The 18,977-nt window shown below is 64.5% G+C and carries 15 protein-coding genes; 4 read left to right on the top strand and 11 right to left on the bottom strand.

What is annotated here, in order from left to right:
- Window positions 1-160 precede the first annotated feature (160 nt).
- The 3 genes from RCH14_RS21465 to kbl are packed head-to-tail and all read right to left on the bottom strand — an operon-like array spanning window position 161 to window position 3,782.
- A complete protein-coding gene (locus tag RCH14_RS21465; protein ID WP_343028129.1) occupies window positions 161-1,543 on the bottom strand; it encodes an L-serine ammonia-lyase in 1,383 nt (460 codons plus the stop codon).
- Between the two features lie 36 nt (window positions 1,544-1,579).
- Window positions 1,580-2,542: an NAD-dependent epimerase/dehydratase family protein gene (locus tag RCH14_RS21460; RefSeq protein WP_343028128.1), complete on the bottom strand. Its 963-nt coding sequence runs from the start codon at window positions 2,540-2,542 to the stop codon at window positions 1,580-1,582.
- 34 nt (window positions 2,543-2,576) lie between these two features.
- The gene (gene kbl / locus RCH14_RS21455) at window positions 2,577-3,782 is read right to left on the bottom strand and encodes a glycine C-acetyltransferase (protein ID WP_343028127.1); all 1,206 of its coding nucleotides are present in this window, start codon (window positions 3,780-3,782) and stop codon (window positions 2,577-2,579) included.
- Window positions 3,783-3,956: 174 nt separating this feature from the next.
- Here kbl and RCH14_RS21450 point away from each other — a divergent pair, with 174 nt between their 5' ends.
- Window positions 3,957-4,532, top strand: a complete 576-nt coding sequence (locus RCH14_RS21450) for an XRE family transcriptional regulator (RefSeq protein WP_343028126.1) — start codon at window positions 3,957-3,959, stop codon at window positions 4,530-4,532.
- A gap of 78 nt (window positions 4,533-4,610) precedes the next feature.
- Here RCH14_RS21450 and RCH14_RS21445 read toward each other — a convergent pair whose 3' ends face one another.
- The 4 genes from RCH14_RS21445 to RCH14_RS21430 form a co-directional block, all read right to left on the bottom strand.
- Window positions 4,611-6,782, bottom strand: a complete 2,172-nt coding sequence (locus RCH14_RS21445) for a prolyl oligopeptidase family serine peptidase (RefSeq protein WP_343028125.1) — start codon at window positions 6,780-6,782, stop codon at window positions 4,611-4,613.
- A gap of 93 nt (window positions 6,783-6,875) precedes the next feature.
- Window positions 6,876-7,523, bottom strand: a complete 648-nt coding sequence (locus RCH14_RS21440) for a tetratricopeptide repeat protein (RefSeq protein WP_343028124.1) — start codon at window positions 7,521-7,523, stop codon at window positions 6,876-6,878.
- Window positions 7,524-7,661: 138 nt separating this feature from the next.
- The gene (locus tag RCH14_RS21435) at window positions 7,662-8,321 is read right to left on the bottom strand and encodes a PolC-type DNA polymerase III (RefSeq protein ID WP_407070107.1); all 660 of its coding nucleotides are present in this window, start codon (window positions 8,319-8,321) and stop codon (window positions 7,662-7,664) included.
- Between the two features lie 61 nt (window positions 8,322-8,382).
- A complete protein-coding gene (locus RCH14_RS21430; protein WP_343028122.1) occupies window positions 8,383-9,648 on the bottom strand; it encodes an Hsp70 family protein in 1,266 nt (421 codons plus the stop codon).
- 396 nt (window positions 9,649-10,044) lie between these two features.
- Between RCH14_RS21430 and RCH14_RS21425 the strand changes: the two genes are divergently transcribed.
- The 3 genes from RCH14_RS21425 (at window position 10,045) to RCH14_RS21415 (ending at window position 11,909) form a co-directional block, all read left to right on the top strand.
- Window positions 10,045-10,797, top strand: a complete 753-nt coding sequence (locus tag RCH14_RS21425) for an isoaspartyl peptidase/L-asparaginase (protein WP_343028215.1) — start codon at window positions 10,045-10,047, stop codon at window positions 10,795-10,797.
- Complete coding sequence (locus RCH14_RS21420) at window positions 10,794-11,675, top strand: cyanophycinase (RefSeq protein WP_343028121.1); 882 nt, start codon at window positions 10,794-10,796, stop codon at window positions 11,673-11,675. Before RCH14_RS21425 ends, RCH14_RS21420 begins: the two co-directional genes overlap by 4 nt.
- Window positions 11,676-11,744: 69 nt before the next feature.
- Complete coding sequence (locus RCH14_RS21415) at window positions 11,745-11,909, top strand: hypothetical protein (RefSeq protein WP_343028120.1); 165 nt, start codon at window positions 11,745-11,747, stop codon at window positions 11,907-11,909.
- A gap of 298 nt (window positions 11,910-12,207) precedes the next feature.
- Here the strand turns inward: RCH14_RS21415 and cphA are convergent, their stop codons facing one another.
- The 4 genes from cphA to RCH14_RS21395 form a co-directional block, all read right to left on the bottom strand.
- Entirely contained in the window at window positions 12,208-14,841 is a 2,634-nt protein-coding gene (cphA, locus tag RCH14_RS21410) for a cyanophycin synthetase (protein ID WP_343028119.1), read from the bottom strand.
- A gap of 90 nt (window positions 14,842-14,931) precedes the next feature.
- Entirely contained in the window at window positions 14,932-16,386 is a 1,455-nt protein-coding gene (locus RCH14_RS21405) for an iron-containing redox enzyme family protein (protein WP_407070104.1), read from the bottom strand.
- A 132-nt stretch (window positions 16,387-16,518) separates the two neighbouring features.
- Window positions 16,519-17,133, bottom strand: a complete 615-nt coding sequence (locus tag RCH14_RS21400; protein ID WP_343028117.1) for an isochorismatase family protein — start codon at window positions 17,131-17,133, stop codon at window positions 16,519-16,521.
- Between the two features lie 101 nt (window positions 17,134-17,234).
- The gene (locus tag RCH14_RS21395; protein WP_343028116.1) at window positions 17,235-18,635 is read right to left on the bottom strand and encodes an amino acid permease; all 1,401 of its coding nucleotides are present in this window, start codon (window positions 18,633-18,635) and stop codon (window positions 17,235-17,237) included.
- Window positions 18,636-18,977: the final 342 nt, after the last annotated feature.

Here is an 18,977-nt window from a genome sequence, read left to right as displayed (position 1 = left end):
ACGGTTGTAGATCCAGTTGGCTCGGGTTGACCGTCAATTATAGTGGGAGCCAGCGAAATTGTATGCTGTGCTGCAAAAAAGTCATGTCACCCAATAAAATTGGGCGGCCGATGCCCTGGCCGCCCAACGATTGCCGAACCGGCCTGAATCAGCAAGCGGCTCAGCAGGCGGCGTGATTGACCGTCACGACGTGGATGGCCAGGCCGCCCAGCGACGTTTCCTTGTACTTGACCTGCATGTCCGCGCCCGTCTGGCGCATCGTCTCGATCACGCTGTCCAGGCTCACGAAGTGCACGCCATCGCCCTTGAGCGCCAGCGACGCCGCGGTGATCGCCTTGATCGCGCCCATGCCGTTGCGCTCGATGCACGGGATCTGCACCAGGCCGCCGATCGGGTCGCAGGTCATACCCAGATGGTGTTCGATGCCGATTTCGGCCGCGTTTTCGATCTGCTCGTTGGTGCCGCCCAGCGCCGCGACCAGCCCCGCCGCCGCCATCGCGCAAGCCACGCCGACCTCGCCCTGGCAGCCCACTTCGGCGCCCGAGATCGATGCATTCTTCTTGCACAGCATGCCGATCGCGGCCGACGTGAGCAGGAAGTCGCGCACGCCGCGCTGCGGATCGATCGGGCGGCAGTCTTCGGCGTAATAGCGCAGCACGGCCGGGATGATGCCGGCGGCGCCGTTGGTCGGCGCCGTGACAACACGGCCACCGGCGGCGTTTTCTTCATTGACCGCCATTGCGTACAGGCTGACCTGTTGCACGGCGTCGTGCGGCAAGGCGTTGTGCGGCTGCGTTTGCTGCGCCTGCTTCCACAGGGCGGCGGCGCGGCGGCGCACGTTGAGGCCGCCCGGCAGGCGCCCTTCCGTCTTCAGGCCCTGACAGATACAGTCGCGCATCACGCGCCACAGGCGATCCAGGCCGGCATCCAGATCAGCGTCGCTCATGCGCACGCGCTCGTTCGCGCGCAGCATGTGCGGGATCGTCAGGCCGTGCCTGCGGCCGTGTTCGAGCAATTGCACCATCGTGTCGAACGGGTACGGCACCGGCGTGCCGACCGGCTCCGCGGCGCGTGCCTGCGCTTCGCCGGCCGCCGTGATGAAGCCGCCGCCGACCGAGTAATAGATGCGCTCGATGATGCTGCCGTCACGCAGCTGCAGCACGAAGCGCATGCCGTTCGGGTGTTCGGGCAGCGTCGAGGCCTTGTGCCAGACCAGGTTGACCCGTGCGTCGAACGGCACGGTCTTACTGCCCAAGAGTGCGATCTGTCCATCGAGCGCGGCAGTATCGAGCTTGTCGTCGACCGAGGCCGGATCGAGCTCCTGCGGTGTCTCGCCCATCAGGCCGAGGATCACCGCCTTGTCGGTGGCGTGGCCGACACCCGTCAGCGCCAGCGAACCGTACAGGTGCGCCTCGACGCCGACCGCCTCGTCCAGCATGCCGCTTTCGAGCAGAAAGCGACGCGCCGCGACCATCGGACCCACCGTGTGGGAACTCGACGGGCCGATGCCGATCTTGAACAAATCAAACACGCTCATGTCCATCTTTTGTCTCCTGCTTTTTATTTTTTGGGCGAGCCCTTACGCTGCCGCCTTGATGCCGACATCGATATTGGCCAGCATCGAGCCCACCATTTCATCGATGCCGATGCGCGATTGCCAGCCCCAATCGGCGGTCGCGCGGCTGTCGTCCAGGCTTTTCGGCCACGAATCGGCGATCTGCTGGCGGCTGTCGGGCGCGTAGGCGATGGCGAAACCGGGGCGCGCCTTCTGAATGGCGGCGGCCAGTTCGCGCGGGTTGAACGAGACGCCGGCCACGTTGTACGACGAACGGATTGCCACCTGTTCGGCGGGTGCGTCCATCAGTTCGATGGTGGCGCGGATCGCGTCGGGCATGTAGATCATCGGCAGCGTGGTCTCGGGGCCAAGGAAACATTCGTAGGTCTCGCCGCGCAGCGCCGCATGGAAGATCGCAATGGCGTAGTCGGTGGTGCCGCCGCCCGGTGGCGACTTGTAGCTGATGATGCCGGGATAGCGGATGCTGCGCACGTCCACGCCATACTTGCTGTGATAGTACTCGCACAGGCGCTCGCCGGCCAGCTTGCTGATACCGTAGACCGTGGTCGGGTCCATGATCGTATACTGCGGCGTGTGTTCGCCCGGCGTGTTCGGGCCGAAGGCGGCGATCGACGATGGCCAGAAGACTTTGAGTGGCTTGCCCGCTTCACCGCGTTCGCGCGCGATCTCGAGGATGTTGAGCAGGCCGTCCATGTTCAGGCTCCAGGCCTTGAGCGGCGCTTTTTCGCCGGTGGCCGACAGCATCGCGGCTAGCTGGTAGACCTGGGTGATGTCTTCATCGGCGATCAGGCGCGCCAGCGCATCGTTGTCCAGCACGTTCAGGCGGGTATAGCGCGCGGCGCCGTACAGATTGTTCTCGCCGATGTCCGACGCGATGACGTTTTGCGCGCCGTGGCGCTCGGCCAGCGCGCTGACCAGTTCACTGCCGATCTGGCCGTTGGCGCCGATGATGAGGATGCGTTCCATGCTGTGATTCCTTGCCGATTTATTTATTGATTATTTATTGTTGTTTGATGATGCCCAGCTCGCGGCCGGCTTGTTCGAACGCCTTGAGCACGATGTCCAGCTGTTCGCGGGTGTGCGCGGCCGAGAGTTGCACGCGCACGCGCGCCTGGCCCATCGGCACCACCGGATAGAAGAAGCCCGACAGCAGCACGCCCAGTTCGAACATGCGCGCGGCGAATTGTTGCGCGATCGGCGCGTCGAACAGCATGACCGGCACCACCGGGTGCGTGCCCGGCTTGATGGTGAAGCCGAGGCGCTCGATCTCGGCGCGGAAGTACGCCGTGTTGTCCATCAGGCGGTCACGCAGTTCGGTCGACTTCGAGATACGCTCGAGCACCGCGAGCGAGGCGCCGGCGATCATCGGCGCGAGCGTGTTCGAGAACAGGTATGGGCGCGATTTCTGGCGCAGCGTTTCGATCACTTCTTTTTTGCCGGACGTGAAGCCGCCCATCGCGCCGCCCAGGGCCTTGCCCAGCGTGCCCGTGATGATGTCGATCTTGCCGATCACGCCGCAGTGTTCGTGCGTGCCGCGGCCGGTCGCGCCCATGAAGCCCGATGCGTGGCACTCGTCGATCATCGTCAGCGCGCCGTATTGCTCGGCCAGTGCGACGATCTTGTCCAGCTGGGCGATCGTGCCGTCCATCGAGAACACGCCGTCAGTGACGATGATCTTGTGGCGCTTGCCCGCTTCGGTGGCGGCGATCAGCTGCTTCTCGAGGTCGGCCATGTCGTTGTTGGCGTAGCGATAGCGCGCCGCCTTGCACAGGCGCACGCCGTCGATGATCGACGCGTGGTTGAGCGCATCCGAGATGATCGCGTCGTTCTCGTCGAACAGCGGCTCGAACACGCCGCCGTTGGCGTCAAAAGCGGCGGCGTACAGGATCGTGTCTTCGGTGCCCAGGAATGCCGACAGCGCCGCTTCCAGTTCCTTGTGGACGGTCTGGGTGCCGCAGATGAAGCGCACCGATGACAGGCCATAACCATACTTTTCGAGCGCCGCGGCGGCAGCCTGCTCGGTTTCAGGCTCGCCCGACAGGCCCAGGTAGTTATTGGCGCACATATTGATCAAGGTGCGGCCATCCTGCGCGACCACTTCGGCGCCCTGGCGCGACGCCAGCACGCGCTCGGGCTTGAACAGGCCATCGCTACGCAAGGTGTCGAGTTTTTGCTGAAGGCCGCTGTAGAAAGTTTGGTCGCTCATGGTGTTTTTCCTGTTCCGTGGATGGTCCGGCTTGACCGGCAGATGGCGGATGCTGTACCGTGGGTTTGTTCGATGTAGAAGACTTATCCTGTATATCGAACAAAGATTCAATATAGTGGATATTACCCGCGCCCAATCAACTTGGCAAGCCGGTCCCCAACACCTTATGCGGCAATGAATACAATTTCAACCAACAACGCGCCACCCGAAGTCGGCGCCACACTGCAACGCCTGCGCCTGGCCCGTGGCCTGACGCTCGAAGACCTGTCGCGCATTGCCGGGGTGTCGAAATCGATGCTGTCACAGATCGAACGCGAAAAAGCCAACCCCACCATCGCCATCACCTGGCGCCTGGCCAATGCGCTGGGCGTGCAGATCAGCGAACTGCTGTCGTCCGAGGTACGCCCGACTGAACTCATACGGCTGGTGGACGCGCACGAAATCCCCACCCTGCCCGGCGCGCACGCAGGCTATTGCCTGCGCATCCTGGGCCCGATGGACCTGGCAGGCAAGTATGAATGGTATGAGCTGACGCTGGCGCCCGGTGGCGAACTGGCGTCGCAGGCACATGATCCCGGCACGGGCGAACACCTGACGGTGATCACCGGGACCGTGGAACTGGAAGTGGGTCTTGAAAAGAAAAAGGTGCGCCACGGCGCGACGGCGCGCTACCCGGCCGACCAGAATCATGTGATCCGCAATACGGGCAAGACCGAGGCCAAGGCCGTGCTGGTGGTCGTGCACAGGTAGAAGGTCGCCCCGCAGCAGCTGCACAAAACAACATGGCCGCCGGATCGCTCCGGCGGCCATGTTTGCATGCGCCCGGTGTTACTTGGCGCCGGCGGCCGTTACGGCCGCGTCGTTCATCTGCAGCTCGCGCGACAGGAAGCCCCAGCGATCCGCCACTTCCTCGATCTGCTTGCTCGTCGGCTTGCCCGCACCGTGACCGGCCTTCGTGTCGATGCGGATCAGGATCGGCGCGCTGCCGGCCTGCGCTGCCTGGGCTGCGGCGGCGTACTTGAAGCTGTGCGCCGGGACCACGCGGTCATCATGGTCGGCCGTCGTCACCATCGTGGCCGGATAGCAGGTGCCGGCTTTCAGATTGTGCAGCGGCGAATACTTGACCAGTGCCTTGAATTCGTCCGGGTTCTCGGACGAGCCGTAATCCGAGGTCCAAGCCCAGCCGATCGTGAACTTGTGGAAGCGCAGCATGTCCATCACGCCCACCGACGGAATCGCGGCCGCGAACAGGTCCGGCCGCTGCGTGGTCGCCGCGCCGACCAGAAGGCCCCCGTTGCTGCCGCCGCCAATGGCCAGCTTCTGCGGCGACGTGACCTTGTTCTTGACCAGCCACTCGGCCGCGCCGATGAAGTCATCGAACACGTTCTGCTTTTGCAGCTTGGTGCCGGCCTGGTGCCAGGCTTCGCCGTATTCGCCACCGCCGCGCAGATTGGCCACGACATACACGCCGCCCATTTCCATCCATGCCAGGTTGGCCGGCGAGAAGCCCGGCGTCAGCGAGATGTTGAAGCCGCCATACCCGTACAGGTAGGTCGGATTCTGGCCATTCATTTTCAGGCCCTTCTTCGACACGATGAACATCGGGACCCTGGTGCCGTCGCGGCTCGTGTAGAACTGCTGGCGCGTTTCATAGTCGGCCGGGTTGAACGCGACCTTCGGCTGGCGGAACACGGTGCTCTGGCCCGTCGTCATGTTCAGGCGGTAGATCGTGGTCGGATTGGTGAAGCTCGTAAATGAATAGAAGGTCTCGGTGTCGCCACGCTTGCCCGACAGACCGGCGACGGTGCCGATGCCTGGCAACGCGATCTCGCGCACCGGCTTGCCCTCGAGCGAGACCACGCGCACGACGCTGCGCGCATCCTTCAGGTACTCGAGCACCAGCTGGTTGTTGACGATGTCGGCGCCAGTCAGGGTGTCGGCACTTTCGGCGACGAGCTCTTTCCAGTTCGACTCGGCAGGTTTGCTCACGTCGATCGCGATGACGCGTTTCTTGGGCGCCTTGCGGTCGGTGCTGAAGTAGAACACGCTGCCGACGTTGTCGATGAAATCGTAGCCGGCGTCGAAGTTGTCGATCAGGTCGACCACCTTGGCGTCAGGCTTTGACAGGTCCTTGTACGACACGCGGTACTTCGGCGCGGTGCCCTTGGTGGTGGTGATGATCAGGTAACGGCCGTCGTCCGTGGTCTGGCCGCCGAAGCCCCATTCCTTCTGGTCGGCGCGGTCGTACACCAGCGTGTCGGCGCTTTGCGGCGTGCCGATGCGGTGGTAGTACAGCTTCTGGAAGTAGTTCACGTCGGCCAGCTTGGTCGCTTCTTTCGGCGCGTCGTAGCGGCTGTAGAAGAAGCCCTTGCCGTCCTTCGTCCAGGCGGTGCTCGAGAACTTGACCCACTTGATATGGTCCGGCAGGTCCTTGCCGGTCTCAATGTCGCGCAGCTTGATCTCGTTCCAGTCCGAGCCCGATGCGGCGGTGCTATAGGCCAGCAGCTTGCCGTCAGGGCTCACTGCGGTGCCGGCCAGGGCGACGGTGCCATCGGCGGCCAGCGTGTTCGGGTCGAGCAGCAGGCGCGGCTCGTCGCCCAGGTTGTTCAGCGTGTACAGGACCGACTGGTTCTGCAGGCCGTCGTTGCGGGTGTAGAAATAGCGGCCGCCCTCCTTGCCTGGCACGCTGTAACGCTCGTAGTTCCACAGCTGCGTCAGGCGCTGGCGGATCGCTTCGCGTTGCGGGATCGCAGCCAGGTAGGCCTGGGTCACCTTGTTCTGGGCGTCGACCCACACCTTCGTTTCGGCGCTGTTGGCGTCTTCGAGCCAGCGGTACGGATCGGCGACCATGGTGCCGTGGTAATTGTCGGTCTGGTCGACTTTCTTCGTTACCGGATAGGTCGGCGCAGTGCCCTGCGTGGAACAGCTTTGTGCAAGCGCTGGATTGGCGCTGAAGGTCGTGGCCAACACGGCGGCAAGCGTGGCAAGTTTCATGTGCATGTTGTTCTCGTTCTGTGAATGATGAGGTCGGCTTATGGCCGCAGGGCATCATAGCGCGAAACGACATGGGTGCAAACCGTCCGCCTGCGCCACCTACATCAGGCCAAGGGCCCGCCTGGCCACGGGATTGCCGGCGCCCGCTGCGTGGCGGTACCAGTACAGCGCGCGCACGCTGCTGGCCGTCACCCCGAGCCCGCGCGCATACATATGCGCCAGCTGGACCTGCGCGGCCACGTGCCCCTGCAGCGCCGCCTTGCGGTACCACGCCATCGCCAGCGGATGGCTGACCATGACGCCCAGTCCATGCAGGTAGCCGTGCGCCAGCTGCGCCTGGGCACGCGCCATGCCCTGCTCGGCCGCGCGGTAGAACCAGCGCATTGCGGTGGGGTGCGACAGGGTGACGCCGCGGCCCTTGCGGTATAGCAGCCCCAGATTGTATTGCGCCGAGCGATCGCCCTGCTGCGCTGCGCGGCGGAACCAGCGCGCAGCGAGGGCGTGGTCGGGCGACACGCCGCGGCCGCTGTAGTACAAGGCGCCGAGATGGTTCTGGGCATAGGCCAGGCCGCACGAGGCAGCGCGTGCCAGCCAGGCGGCGGCCTGCATGTCGTCGCGCGCGACGCAGTGGCCGCGCAAGTAAAGCTGGGCCAGGTTGAACTGGGCGTATGGGTTGCCTTGCCAGGCAGCGCGGTGGTACCAGGTGAACGTCGCGGCGCCGGCGCGGGCGGCATGGTCGGAGCTCATCGGGATCCTTTCGGCAAGTCGTGCGAACGGCCGCAGGCACAGCCGATTCCATTGCCAAAAGTTTAAGTAAATCGGGGATGCGCGGTTTGCGAGCGCGCAATCGGGGCGTCAGGCGCGATCAGTTGCAATCAGTTGCAATCAGCGGCCATGCGCCTCGGCGGCGATCCGGCGTTCGCGCACAGTAGCCGCATATTTTTCAAGAAATAGTGGAATCTTGGCGGCAGCGACTTTGTTGATCGAGACCAGCAGGCTCGGTTCGACGCGATCGATGCCGCAGGTGCGGCCAAGATGCCGCGCGGCATGCAGCAGCACGTCGGCCGCGACCTGGGCATCGGCCTCGGCCCGGTGGGCGGTGCCGGCAAATGGAATGCCGAGCTGGCTCGACAGCTGGCCCAGCTTGTAGCTGACCAGGCCCGGGAACAGGCGCCGCGACAGTTTCAGCGAGCACACGAGGCCCATGTGCTGCGTCGTGCGGCCCAGGCGTGCGCCTTCGGCTTTCAGGAATTTTTCGTCGAAGCTCGCATTGTGCGCGGACAGCACATCGCCGCCGATGAAGTCGATCAGCTCTGGCACCACCTGGTGCGCCGGTGGGGCGCTGTCGACCATCTGCTGGGTAATGCCGGTCAGGGCCGTGATGAACGACGGCACGCGCACGCCGCAGTTCACGAGCGAGACATAGCGCTCGGTGACTTCGCCGCCGACGATGCGCAGTGCCGCCACTTCCGTGATGCGGTCGCCCATGTCGGGCGACAGGCCGGTGGTCTCGAAGTCGAGCATCACCAGCGGTCGGTCGTACATACTCATCCTTGCTCCTTGTTGTGCACCTGATTGTGTGCGACGTCAGGCCAATCGCCTGGGGTCAGCCGAACTTGCGCAGCGCGTCGAGCGCCAGGCCCGTGCCGATGCTGCCGAACAGGTCGCCCTCGACGCGGCGCGCATCCGGCACCATCGCACCGATCCGCGCGCGCAGCAAGCCCACGCCGCTCGAACCGCCGGTGAAAAAGACCGTGTCGACATCGCCCGGCCGCACGCCCGCATCGGCAAACAGCTTGCCGACCGTCGTGGCGACCTGCTCGACCAGCTGCGCGATGGCCCCTTCGAACTGCGCGCGCGCGATGTCCAGCGACTCGGGCGGCGACAGGCGATCGAGCTGCAGGTTGACCACGTCGGCGTCGGACAGCGCAATCTTGGCGCCCTCGACCTGCATCGCCAGCCAGTGACCGGCGCGGTCTTCGATCAGGTTCTGCAGGCGCGCGATGCGGGCCGGTTCGGCCGCGTCGCGCGCCAGGTCGTTCAGTTGCGTGACGCTCTTGCGCGTGTAGGCCTGGTTGATCGTGTGCCAGGTGGCCAGATTGAAATAATAGCTCGACGGGATTTCGGCGCCCGAGCGCAGCTTGCTGCCATAGCCCAAGAGCGGCATGACGCTCGCCAGGCTCAGGTATTTGTCGAAATCGGTGCCACCGATGTGCACGCCGCCATTGGCCAGGATGTCGTCGCGGCGGTCGGGCCGGCCGGCGCGCTCGGGGCCCAGGCGCACCAGCGAAAAGTCGGACGTACCGCCGCCGATGTCGGCGATCAGGACCAGTTCTTCGCGGTCGATGCGCGACTCGTAGTCGAAGGCGGCGGCGATCGGCTCGTACTGGAAGCCGATGTCGCGAAAGCCGACCGAGCGCGCCACGTCGAGCAGCGTATCCTGGGCCAGCTGGTCGGCCTTGGCGTCGTCGTCGATGAAGAACACGGGGCGCCCGAACACGGCGCTGTGGAACGGCTGGCCGGCCTGGTCTTCGGCGCGGCGCTTGACCTCGCCAATGAACTGGGCCAGCAGCGAACGGAACGAGACCGAACGGCCGGCGACCTCGGTCTGCCCGTCGATCAGGCTGGTGCCCAGCAGGCTTTTCAGCGAGCGCATCAGGCGACCTTCGTAGCCTTCGAGATAGTCGGCGAGCGCAGCGCGGCCATAGCTGACGCGCTCGTCCTCGGCGTTGAAGAACACCACTGACGGCAGCGTGGGCTTGCCGTCCTCGAGAGTCAACAGCGCCGTCGGGGCGGATTGCATCATGCCGGGCCGATACCAGCCGACCGTGGAATTTGACGTACCGAAGTCAACGCCGCAAGCGTGCACCATAGGAACCTTTATCTTGAAGGGGCAGTATGGTAACAGATTCCGTGGCGTATCGCTTCACGCGATCCCGGCTGTGGCAGTCAGGCGAGGTCTTCCTGTAAGCGGGCTCTTACAGGGAAGCGGCGAGCGTACCGATACGGCGCCAGTTGCGAACACCGGATAATCTGCTCAGCAATGCGCCGCAGGCGCTGTCAGTGCTGCAAGCTGACGACTACAACAATCAAGCAGAAAGATTGACCGCATGAGCAATCCCCCCCACGCCGGCGCCGTCGTTGTTCATGGCGGCGCCGGCACGTCGCGCGACCACGAAGATGGCTGCGTGCTCGCGGCGCGCCGCGCCCTGGGCAACTCGAAATCAATGGCGACGCACTGGATGCGGCCATCGGCGCCGTGGCCACGATGGAAGACGATGGCCGCTTCAATGCCGGCAGCGGATCGGTGCTGGGCCTGGATAGCGCGACGGTGGCCATGGATGCAGCCATCATGGACACGCGCGGGCGCCTCGGCGCCGTCGCCTGCGTGCAGTCGGTGAACAATCCCGTGCGCCTGGCGCACGCCGTGGCCGACACGCCGCACTGGCTGCTCGTTGGCGAAGGGGCCAGCCGCTTCGCACGCACGGTCGGCATGCCGCAAGCGCTGCCGGTCTCGGAGCGCCAGCGCACCGCGCACCGCAAGCTGCTGGCGCAACTGGCCGGCTCGATGCCGGTGATGCCGGGCCTGGACCGTGACCTGATCGAGCACTACTGGAATTACAATAGCCCCATGCGGCTGCCGGAAGGCGTCGCATGCGACACGGTAGGCGCGGTCGTGCGCGGCGCCGACGGCCACTTTGCCGTGGCCTGTTCGAGCGGCGGCTCGGCGCCTGCGCTGCTGGGCCGCGTGGGTGACGCGCCGATCATCGGCAGCGGTTTCTTCGCCGGCCCGCAAGGCGCCGTCGCCGCTACCGGCATCGGTGAGCAGATCGTGCGCCACCTGCTCGCGCGCACCGTGTACGGCTGGATTGCCGCCGGCATCCCGCTGACCGACGCGCTGCAGCGCGGCGTCGCCCTGTTCACGCCAGACATCATGATCGGCCTGATTGCGGTGAGCCGCACCGACGCCGGCGCCTTCAGCAACAGTGATATGCCCACTTCGAAAATGGTACAACGATGAACCCAGCACTGAACGTACCGCGCAACGGCCACCTCGTCATCATCGGCGGCCATGAAGACCGCCAGCACGACATGCAGATCCTGTCGCGCTTTGTCGAACTGGCCGGCGGCGTCGACGCACGCATCGTCGTGATCACGGCCGCAAGCCAGATCGCCGACACGATGTGGAAAATCTACGATGACGCGTTTGGCTCACTTGGCGTGACCCGGCACAGCCACCTTGAAATCACGAGCCGCGACGACGCCAACGACGAGAACTTCGTGCGCCAGGTCGCCGAAGCCGACGGCATCTTCATGACGGGCGGCGACCAGAAACGCCTGCTCGCGCTGATTGGCGGCACGGCGCTGGACGCCGAAATGCACACGGCCCTGAAGGTGCGCGGCGCCACCATTGGCGGCACCAGCGCCGGTGCTTCTGCCATGTCGGGCCACATGCTCGCGCAGGGCCGCACCGATCTGCTGCCCGAGAAAGGCTCGGTGAGCCTGGGAGCGGGTCTGGGCTTTTTGCACCGCGTGGTCGTCGACCAGCACTTCTCGGAGCGTCAGCGTTTGTCGCGCCTGTTGTCGATCGTCGCGCAAAACCCCTACCTGCAAGGCATCGGCATCGACGAAGACACGGCGCTCGTGATCGAGCGCGGCGTGGGCATCGAGGTGCTGGGCGAAGGCGCGGTGACCGTCGTCGACGGCCGCTCGATGAGCAGCAACGTCGCCGAGATCAAGGACCGGGCCATCCCGGAACTGATCGACGTGCGCCTGCACCTGCTGCCCGCCGGCGCGAAGTATTCGCTGCCGATTGGCGACGAACAGGTCGGCAGGCGCATTCCCGCTTCACTGCTGGACTTCCTGCAGATCGTCACGAAGCGCACGCCCCTGTCATGAACATCACCGAAAAATGGCTGCTGCGGGCCGAACCTGTATGCGGTGGCGCCGCGCCTGATGGCGGTAGTCTTGTCTGACGATGCCCTGCCCGTCAATGTATTGGAGCCGGCCATCATGGCAGTCCAGGGTCTGACGGGCGCCGCCAGCGTGCCGGGTGCGATGCTGGCCGTTACCGGTGACGAACAACGCCGGCGCACCGTGTTCGGCCATGGCGTCGAACAGGTGGCGCCCTGACCTGGCAAACAGGATCGCCCCCGCCGCAATCTGACTCGCCCCAATGAAAAACGGCCCTGAACGGGCCGTTTTTTTATGAACAGCTAACTTGCCAGAATCAATTGCAAAACAATTCGACACTGACCCTAATTAATCATTGCAGTGCCGCACCACTGAGAGAAACTGAACAATTAGGGTCAGTGTCGAATTCTTTGATAACTTTTCCAAATTGGACAGACTCGATTAGCTGAGTCCGTTTAAATCCGGAGCAATTGCTCAATAATTCTACTCTGACCCTAATTGTTCGTAACTTTTAAGCTTATGCCGTTTGGGCGGCGATCAGGGCGGCGCTTTCGGGGTCGGTGATGCGCAGGGCGTCGACGAACACTTGCAGCGATGAGCCGCAGGCGAAGATCAGGACGTCGCCCGGTACGCACAGGCTCAGACCGAGGCGGATGGCGTTGCCGACTTCCAGTTCGCGATGCAGCGTGTCGCTGATGCCCACGACTTCTTCGGCGCCCGCCAGGATCAGGTCAACCGTTTCGCCGGGTACGCGGCCGCGGCTTTGCGATTCGTAGACCACCAGCTCGTCGAACCGCTCGCCGCAAACGCGCCCGACCTGTTTCAGGTCGGTGTCGCGGCGGTCGCCGGGCGCTGTCACGATGCCGATCAATTGACCAGGCAGCATGCCGCGCGCCATGTCGGCCATCGCGGCATAGGCGGCCGGGTTGTGTGCGTAGTCGACGATCACCGTCACGCCGCGTACATCGAACATATTCGTGCGCAGCGGATTGGTGCGGCCGTTCGAGACGAAGGTCGACAGCCCGGCGGCAATTTGCAGATGGTTGAAATTGGCAGCCATCAAGCCGGCGGCCGCGGCCAGCGCATTGGCGATATTGAAGCGCGCCAGTCCGCCGAACGAGACCGGCATGCTTTCGATCCGCAGCAGCGCCTGCTGGCTATGCCCATCAGCCAGCACCACTGCACCATCCTGCACATAGGCGCCACGCCCGCCGTCTTCCAGGTGCTTGAGCATCACCGGGCTTTCCGGATCCATCGAGAAGAACAGCACCTCGGCGCCCGGCTTGACGCGGCGCGCCATCTGCACGCACAGGGCGTCTTCGGCGTTGAGCACCACCGCCTTCGAGGCCGACTGCGCCACCACTGCCTTGACCTGCGCCAGGTCTTCGATGGTGTCGACGCCATCCAGGCCGAGGTGGTCGGCCGCGATGTTCAGCACGATCGCAACGTCGCAGCGATCGAACGCGAGGCCACGCTTGAGGATGCCGCCACGGGCCGTTTCCAGCACCGCGACCTCGACTTCCGGTGCGCCCAGTACCGTGCGCGCCGACCAGTAGCCGGTGCAATCGCCCTTGACGACCTGTTTGCCGTCGATGAACACGCCCTCGGTGGTCGTCACACCCGTCACCTTGCCGGCCATGCGCGCCGCGTGCGCAACCAGCAGCGTCGTGGTGGTCTTGCCGTTGGTGCCGGTGAGCGCGATGACGGGAATGCGCCCGTCGGTACTGCCCATCAGGCCTTCGACGATGGCGTCGCCCGCGTCCCGCGGTTCGCCCGCGCTCGGGTACTGGTGCATGCGAATGCCCGGTGCGGCGTTGACTTCGATGACGGCGCCCCCCTGCGCCGCGAGCGGCTGGGCGATGTCGTGACAGACGATGTCGATGCCGGCCACGTCCAGGCCAATCTTGGCGGCAGCCCGCACGCACAGCAGGCGTGTCGATTCCGGCAGCTGGTCGGTCACGTCTTCGGCAGTGCCGCCAGTCGACAGGTTCGCGTTGCCGCGCAGTTCGGCCATGACGCCCGCCGGCAGCACGCTGTCCATGTCAACGCCCTGGCGCGCCAGCATGTCGTTCGCGTGTTCGTCGAGTGTGATGCGGGTCAGGATGGTCGCGTGGCCGGCGCCGCGCGCCGGGTTCTCGTTTTCGATCTCCACCAATTGACGCACCGTCAGGTTGCCATCGCCAACGACGTGCGCCGGGCGGCGGCACGACGCGGCAGCCACGCGGCCGCAGGCCACGAGCACGCGGTAGTCGCGCCCTTCGACATGCCGTTCGACGATCACGCGCCGGCCGAAGCCACGCGCGAAATCGAACGCCAGCGCCACGTCGTCCGGCGTCGCGCAAGCCACGGTGACGCCCTTGCCCTGATTGCCGTCGAGTGGCTTGAGCGTGACCGGCACGGCCAGCCGCCGCGCCACGCGCTGCGCCGCTTCGGCGGTGGTGACCACGTCGCCCTCGGGTACCGGCACGCCGGCTTCTTTCAGCAGCGCCTTCGTCAACTGCTTGTCGCTGGCAATTTTGACGGCGATGAAGCTTGTTTCGCCCGTCGTCGTCGCTTGCAGGCGCTTTTGCCGCACGCCCCAACCGAGCAGGAACAGATTCGCTTCTTCGGTGATGCGCTGGGTGGGGATGCCACGCTCATGCGCGGCTGCCAGCACGGCCGCCGTGCTGGTGCCGATCGCATAGCGCCCGGCGATGCCCAACAGTTCTTCCAGGCGCGGCTCGAGCGCAAACGCTTCGCCGCGCGCCAGCGCCGTCACCAGGTCGACCGCCAGATCGAAGGCCGGCTCGGCCAGCTTTTCAGACGTGTACGCGACGACCACGCGGAACTGGCCCGGATGGCCATTGACCGGCCGCGTGCGGCCAAAGGTGGCGGGCGCGCCGGCCAGCGACTGCAGTTCGAGGGCGACGGTTTCAATCACGCGCCCCAGGTAGGTGCCGGCCGCCAGGCGCTGCACGAAGCCCCCGGGGGCGCCATCGGTCAGACGCGGGCCGCCCAGTGCCGGCAGCAGCGCCAGCAGCGTATCGTTAAAGCCGGGGATATCCCTGGTCGACAGGCCGTACAGGTCTTCGAGGTCGATGACGGACAGCAGGCAGGGGGAGTCGGCGTGGACGTTCGGTCCGCGCAGGAAGCGTTGTTCCAGGATTTGCACGTTGGTGTTCCCTTGTTATGGTGTTGATGAAGCGACGGCCGGCACACGCTCTCCACGTGTACCGGCCGCTTTGTGCACTGCGCGGACGCGTCAGGCGTCGAACAGTTGCGTATACATCCGGGTGGCCATCAGGCCCACCGTGGTGTGGTGCACTTCGGGCGACAGCAGCCGCGCCAGCAGCGCCATTGCCTCTTGTTTGCCGCTGCTGGCCGCGACCTGCTGTTCGAGCACGCGCAGTTCGTTGCCTGTGTCTTGCGCGTCCGCCCCAGTATGGCGGCGGATCAGGCCACGCACCGGGAAGGCGGTTCCCCGCTCGGTGCCAAGGCCGTGCTGGTCGAGCGTGCGCTGGCGCGCGCGCGCGGTCAGCACGCGCGCTCCGGCAGCCTGCCCGCCATCCGGGTGGCTGGTGATCCAGTCACGCAGCACTTGCAATTCGTAGGCATTGAAGACGCCGAACATCTCGGCGCGCTCGCCCTCGACCAGACGCCAGAAGCGGCTGTGCTCGACCTGCTCGCCGCGCTTGATCCAGCCGGCGTCTTCGAGCGCTGCCAGGAATGCCGGTATCTGCGCTGGTTCGGTCAGCCAGTCGTTGACCGAGCGACCCGCCACACGGCAGTAATCCGAGTGCATGTTCTTGCCGACGACGCTTTTCGCCGCCATGATGTCGACCAGCTCATCATTCAGATCGAATTCGCCGATCACTGACGTCGTGCTGGCGCCCAGCTCATTGAGTCGATAACCATTGACTACGCGCTGCCAGAAGGCATCGCGATCGCCCACGCGCGGCATCAGGTCGTGGACCGATTGCACGGCCTTGCGAGCATGACCGCTGGCGGCGTTGTCGACCGTGACGTGCAGCGTGAAATAATACGGGTCGATGCCCAGTTCGTTGAGCTCGTACGACGTGATCAGCAGGTGCAGCGGCAATTGTTCGTAGCCGAGGTTATAGCCAATGATCTCCGGCAGGTAATGCTCGGCATGGTGACCCAGCGCCAGTTGCAGTGCGCCTTGCAGGAAGTGGTCGTCACTCAGGCCTTCCCAGCTGTCGCAGCCGTGCGTGGCCAGCAGCTTGCGGTACAGCGTCACGTGATTTTTGTCCGGCAAGCCATCACCCAGCTCTTCGAGGTACGTCTTGATCAGCGGGTGGAATGCAACGTCATCCCACTGACGCACCAGGCCATACAGCCAGGCACCATCGACCAGCTTGGTCGGGGCCACGCCCTTGATGAAGTACAGCGCATGGGCGCGGGTGCTGAAGTAACGGCGCGGCGCGCCGTTCTTGCGCGCAGCCAGGTAGTCGCGGTATTCGTGCCCGACGATCTCGGTGCGCTCTTCGATCCACGCTTGCAAGTCATTGATATTCGATGGCAGGTCGACCGGGAGCTCGCGCGCGAGCGCGATTTGGTCGTCGACGAACGCCCTGGCGACGTCGGGCTGCGCAGCCGGATCGGCGTACAGCGAGAAGTACAGATTCCTGGCGCTCTGCCCGGTAGGCAGTGGGGCACTCTGGACGCCTGGCGCGTCGGCTAACAGCATTGGGCTCATGTCTCGATTCTTGAAATACGTTCTATGGACGGTGACGCATTATCCGTGCTGAACCGTGTCAAGAAAATCGGTAGGCGCGCTGTGAGGCTGTAAGATAGGGATTACAAAAATATTATCGACTGACGCAGTCGATCATGCGGCCGCACCCAGCGCCGGGTTGGCCACCATGCTCGCGCCCGACAGTTGAACCGGCATCGCACCGGCATCGAGCATGCGCACCAGGGCGCGCTCGCCGTCGTCCGCGTTGACGTTCACGGCGCGTATGGCCTCGGTGGCGAGCAATACTTCGAACCCTGCCGCCAGAGCATCGAGCACGGTATTGAGCACGCAATAGTCCGTTGCCAGCCCGCACACGGCCAGGCGCGTGATGCCGCGCGCCCGCAGCGTGTCTGCCAGGCCGGTGCCGTTGAAGGCCGAATAGGCATCGACATCGACCGTGGTCGCTTTGGAGATGACAACCGCGTCATCGATCTGCAACCCGGGCGCGAAACGGGCGCCGTCGCTGCCTGCGACGCAGTGCACGGGCCACGGCCCGCCCTGACCCGCAAACGAGCAATGCAGGGAAGGATGCCAGTCGCGCGAGACGTACACCGGCAACGCATGCGTGCGATACAGGTCGCTCATGCGATTGATCGGTGCCAGCACGGCGTCGCCTTGCGGGACACCCAGGCTGCCGCCGGGAAGGAAGTCGACCTGCGGGTCGACGATCAGAAGGGCGTCGCCCTCACCCAGCACGATGGCGTTCATGGTTGTTTCCTTTGCTCTCGATTGACAAGACGCCATGACAGCGGCGCCCACCAAAGCCTACCATGAAGCCCCCGTGCCGGCAGGGGCGGAAACCAAGCTGCTTACTGTGGCGTATTGTTCAGCAACGAATGCTTGCGTGCATAGCCAAAGTAGACGAGCGCGCCGATGGCCAGCCAGATCGCGAACGCGACCCAGGTATGCCAGCTCAGGAACGACATCAGCACCAGACAGAAGATGATCGCCAGGATCGGGATCAACGGCACGGCCGGGCAGCGGAACGCGCGCGGCAGATCAGGACGCTTTTTGCGCAGCACGATCACGGCAATCGAGACCAGCGTGAACGCGGCCAGCGTACCAATATTGACCAGCTCGGCCAGCACCGTCAGCGGCACCACGGCGGCGATCAGGCCGAAGATGATGCCCACCAGCCAGGTTGCGAAGAATGGCGTGCCGTATTTCGGGTGCACTTTCGACAGGCGCGCCGGCATCAGGCCGTCACGCGACATCGCATACAGGATGCGGGTCTGGCCATAGGCCATCACCAGCATCACGGTGCTCATGCCCAAAATGGCGGCCAGGTCGACGAAGCCGGCGACCCAGTCTTCACCGGCCACTTGCAGCGCCAGCGATACCGGATGGTCGATGCCCTTGAAGTCCATGTGCGGCACGATGCCGGTCATGATCGCAGCCACCACGACATACAGGATGGTGCAGATGATCAGCGAGCCGATAATGCCGATCGGCAGGTCGCGCGCCGGATTCTTGACTTCCTCGGCGGCCGAGGTCACGGCGTCGAAGCCGATGAAGGCAAAGAACACCAGGGCCGCTGCGCTCATCACGCCCGTCATGCCATATGGCATGTACGGCTGCCAGTTCTCCGGCTTGACGTGGCCCACGCCGACGGCGATGAACAGCAGCACGACGCTGATCTTGATGATCACCATCACGTTGTTCAGGCGCGCCGATTCACGCATGCCGAGCGAGAGCAGGAATGTGATGGCCATCATGATCAGAAAGGCCGGCAGATTGAACAGGGTCTCGACGCCGGGACGCGCGCCTGGGGCAGCGGTCAGCGCGTCAGGCAACACCAGGCCAAAGCCCGACAGCAGCGACTGGAAATAGCCCGACCAGCCCACTGCAACGGTCGAGGTGGCCAAGCCGTATTCGAGCAGCAAGTCCCAGCCGATCATCCAGGCGACGAATTCGCCCAGCGTGGCATAGCTGTAGGTATAGATGGAACCGGCAACCGGGACGGTCGAGGCGAATTCGGCGTAACACAGTGCGGCGAAACAGCACGCCATTGCGGCGATGACAAACGACAGCGACAGGCCGGGGCCGGCCGTGACGGCGCCGGTGCCGGTCAGCACGAAAATACCGGTACCGACGATGGCGCCGATGCCGAGCAGGATCAGGTCGGTCGGGCCGAGCACTTTCTTGAGGCCGCCCGGCTTGGCGCTTGCGGCGATCATCGCGTCCAGATTCTTGGTTCTAAAAATACTCACTACGTGTTCTCCAATCAAATAATGGTGTGGTCCCGCGTCTTGTCATTACTGCGCCTGCCTGATGGGCGGGCGCACTCCCGAGATCCTGCCTGGTGGGCCGGCTTGCCTGACCTGGAAACCGCCGCTTGTTTCACCTGTCATCGTCCAGCTTTTTTACAGGTGTGCCAATATAACCAGAATGTTGTCTCGAATCAAAGCAATCTGCTGAAACATCTGCAATTTACGTGCCCGTCGGCAAATCCGGCAAGCGTTGCGTAAACAGCGCGCACGGCCCAACCGTGCTTGATTTCCAGTAGTCAACATTCGATAATGATTAGCATCATTCGCCCCATATCGCATGGG

Source organism: Massilia sp. MP_M2 (genome assembly GCF_039123635.1).
GTDB lineage: Bacteria > Pseudomonadota > Gammaproteobacteria > Burkholderiales > Burkholderiaceae_D > Telluria.
Note: the sequence above shows the minus strand (reverse complement) of the source record. Positions and strands in the feature narration are given on the sequence as shown.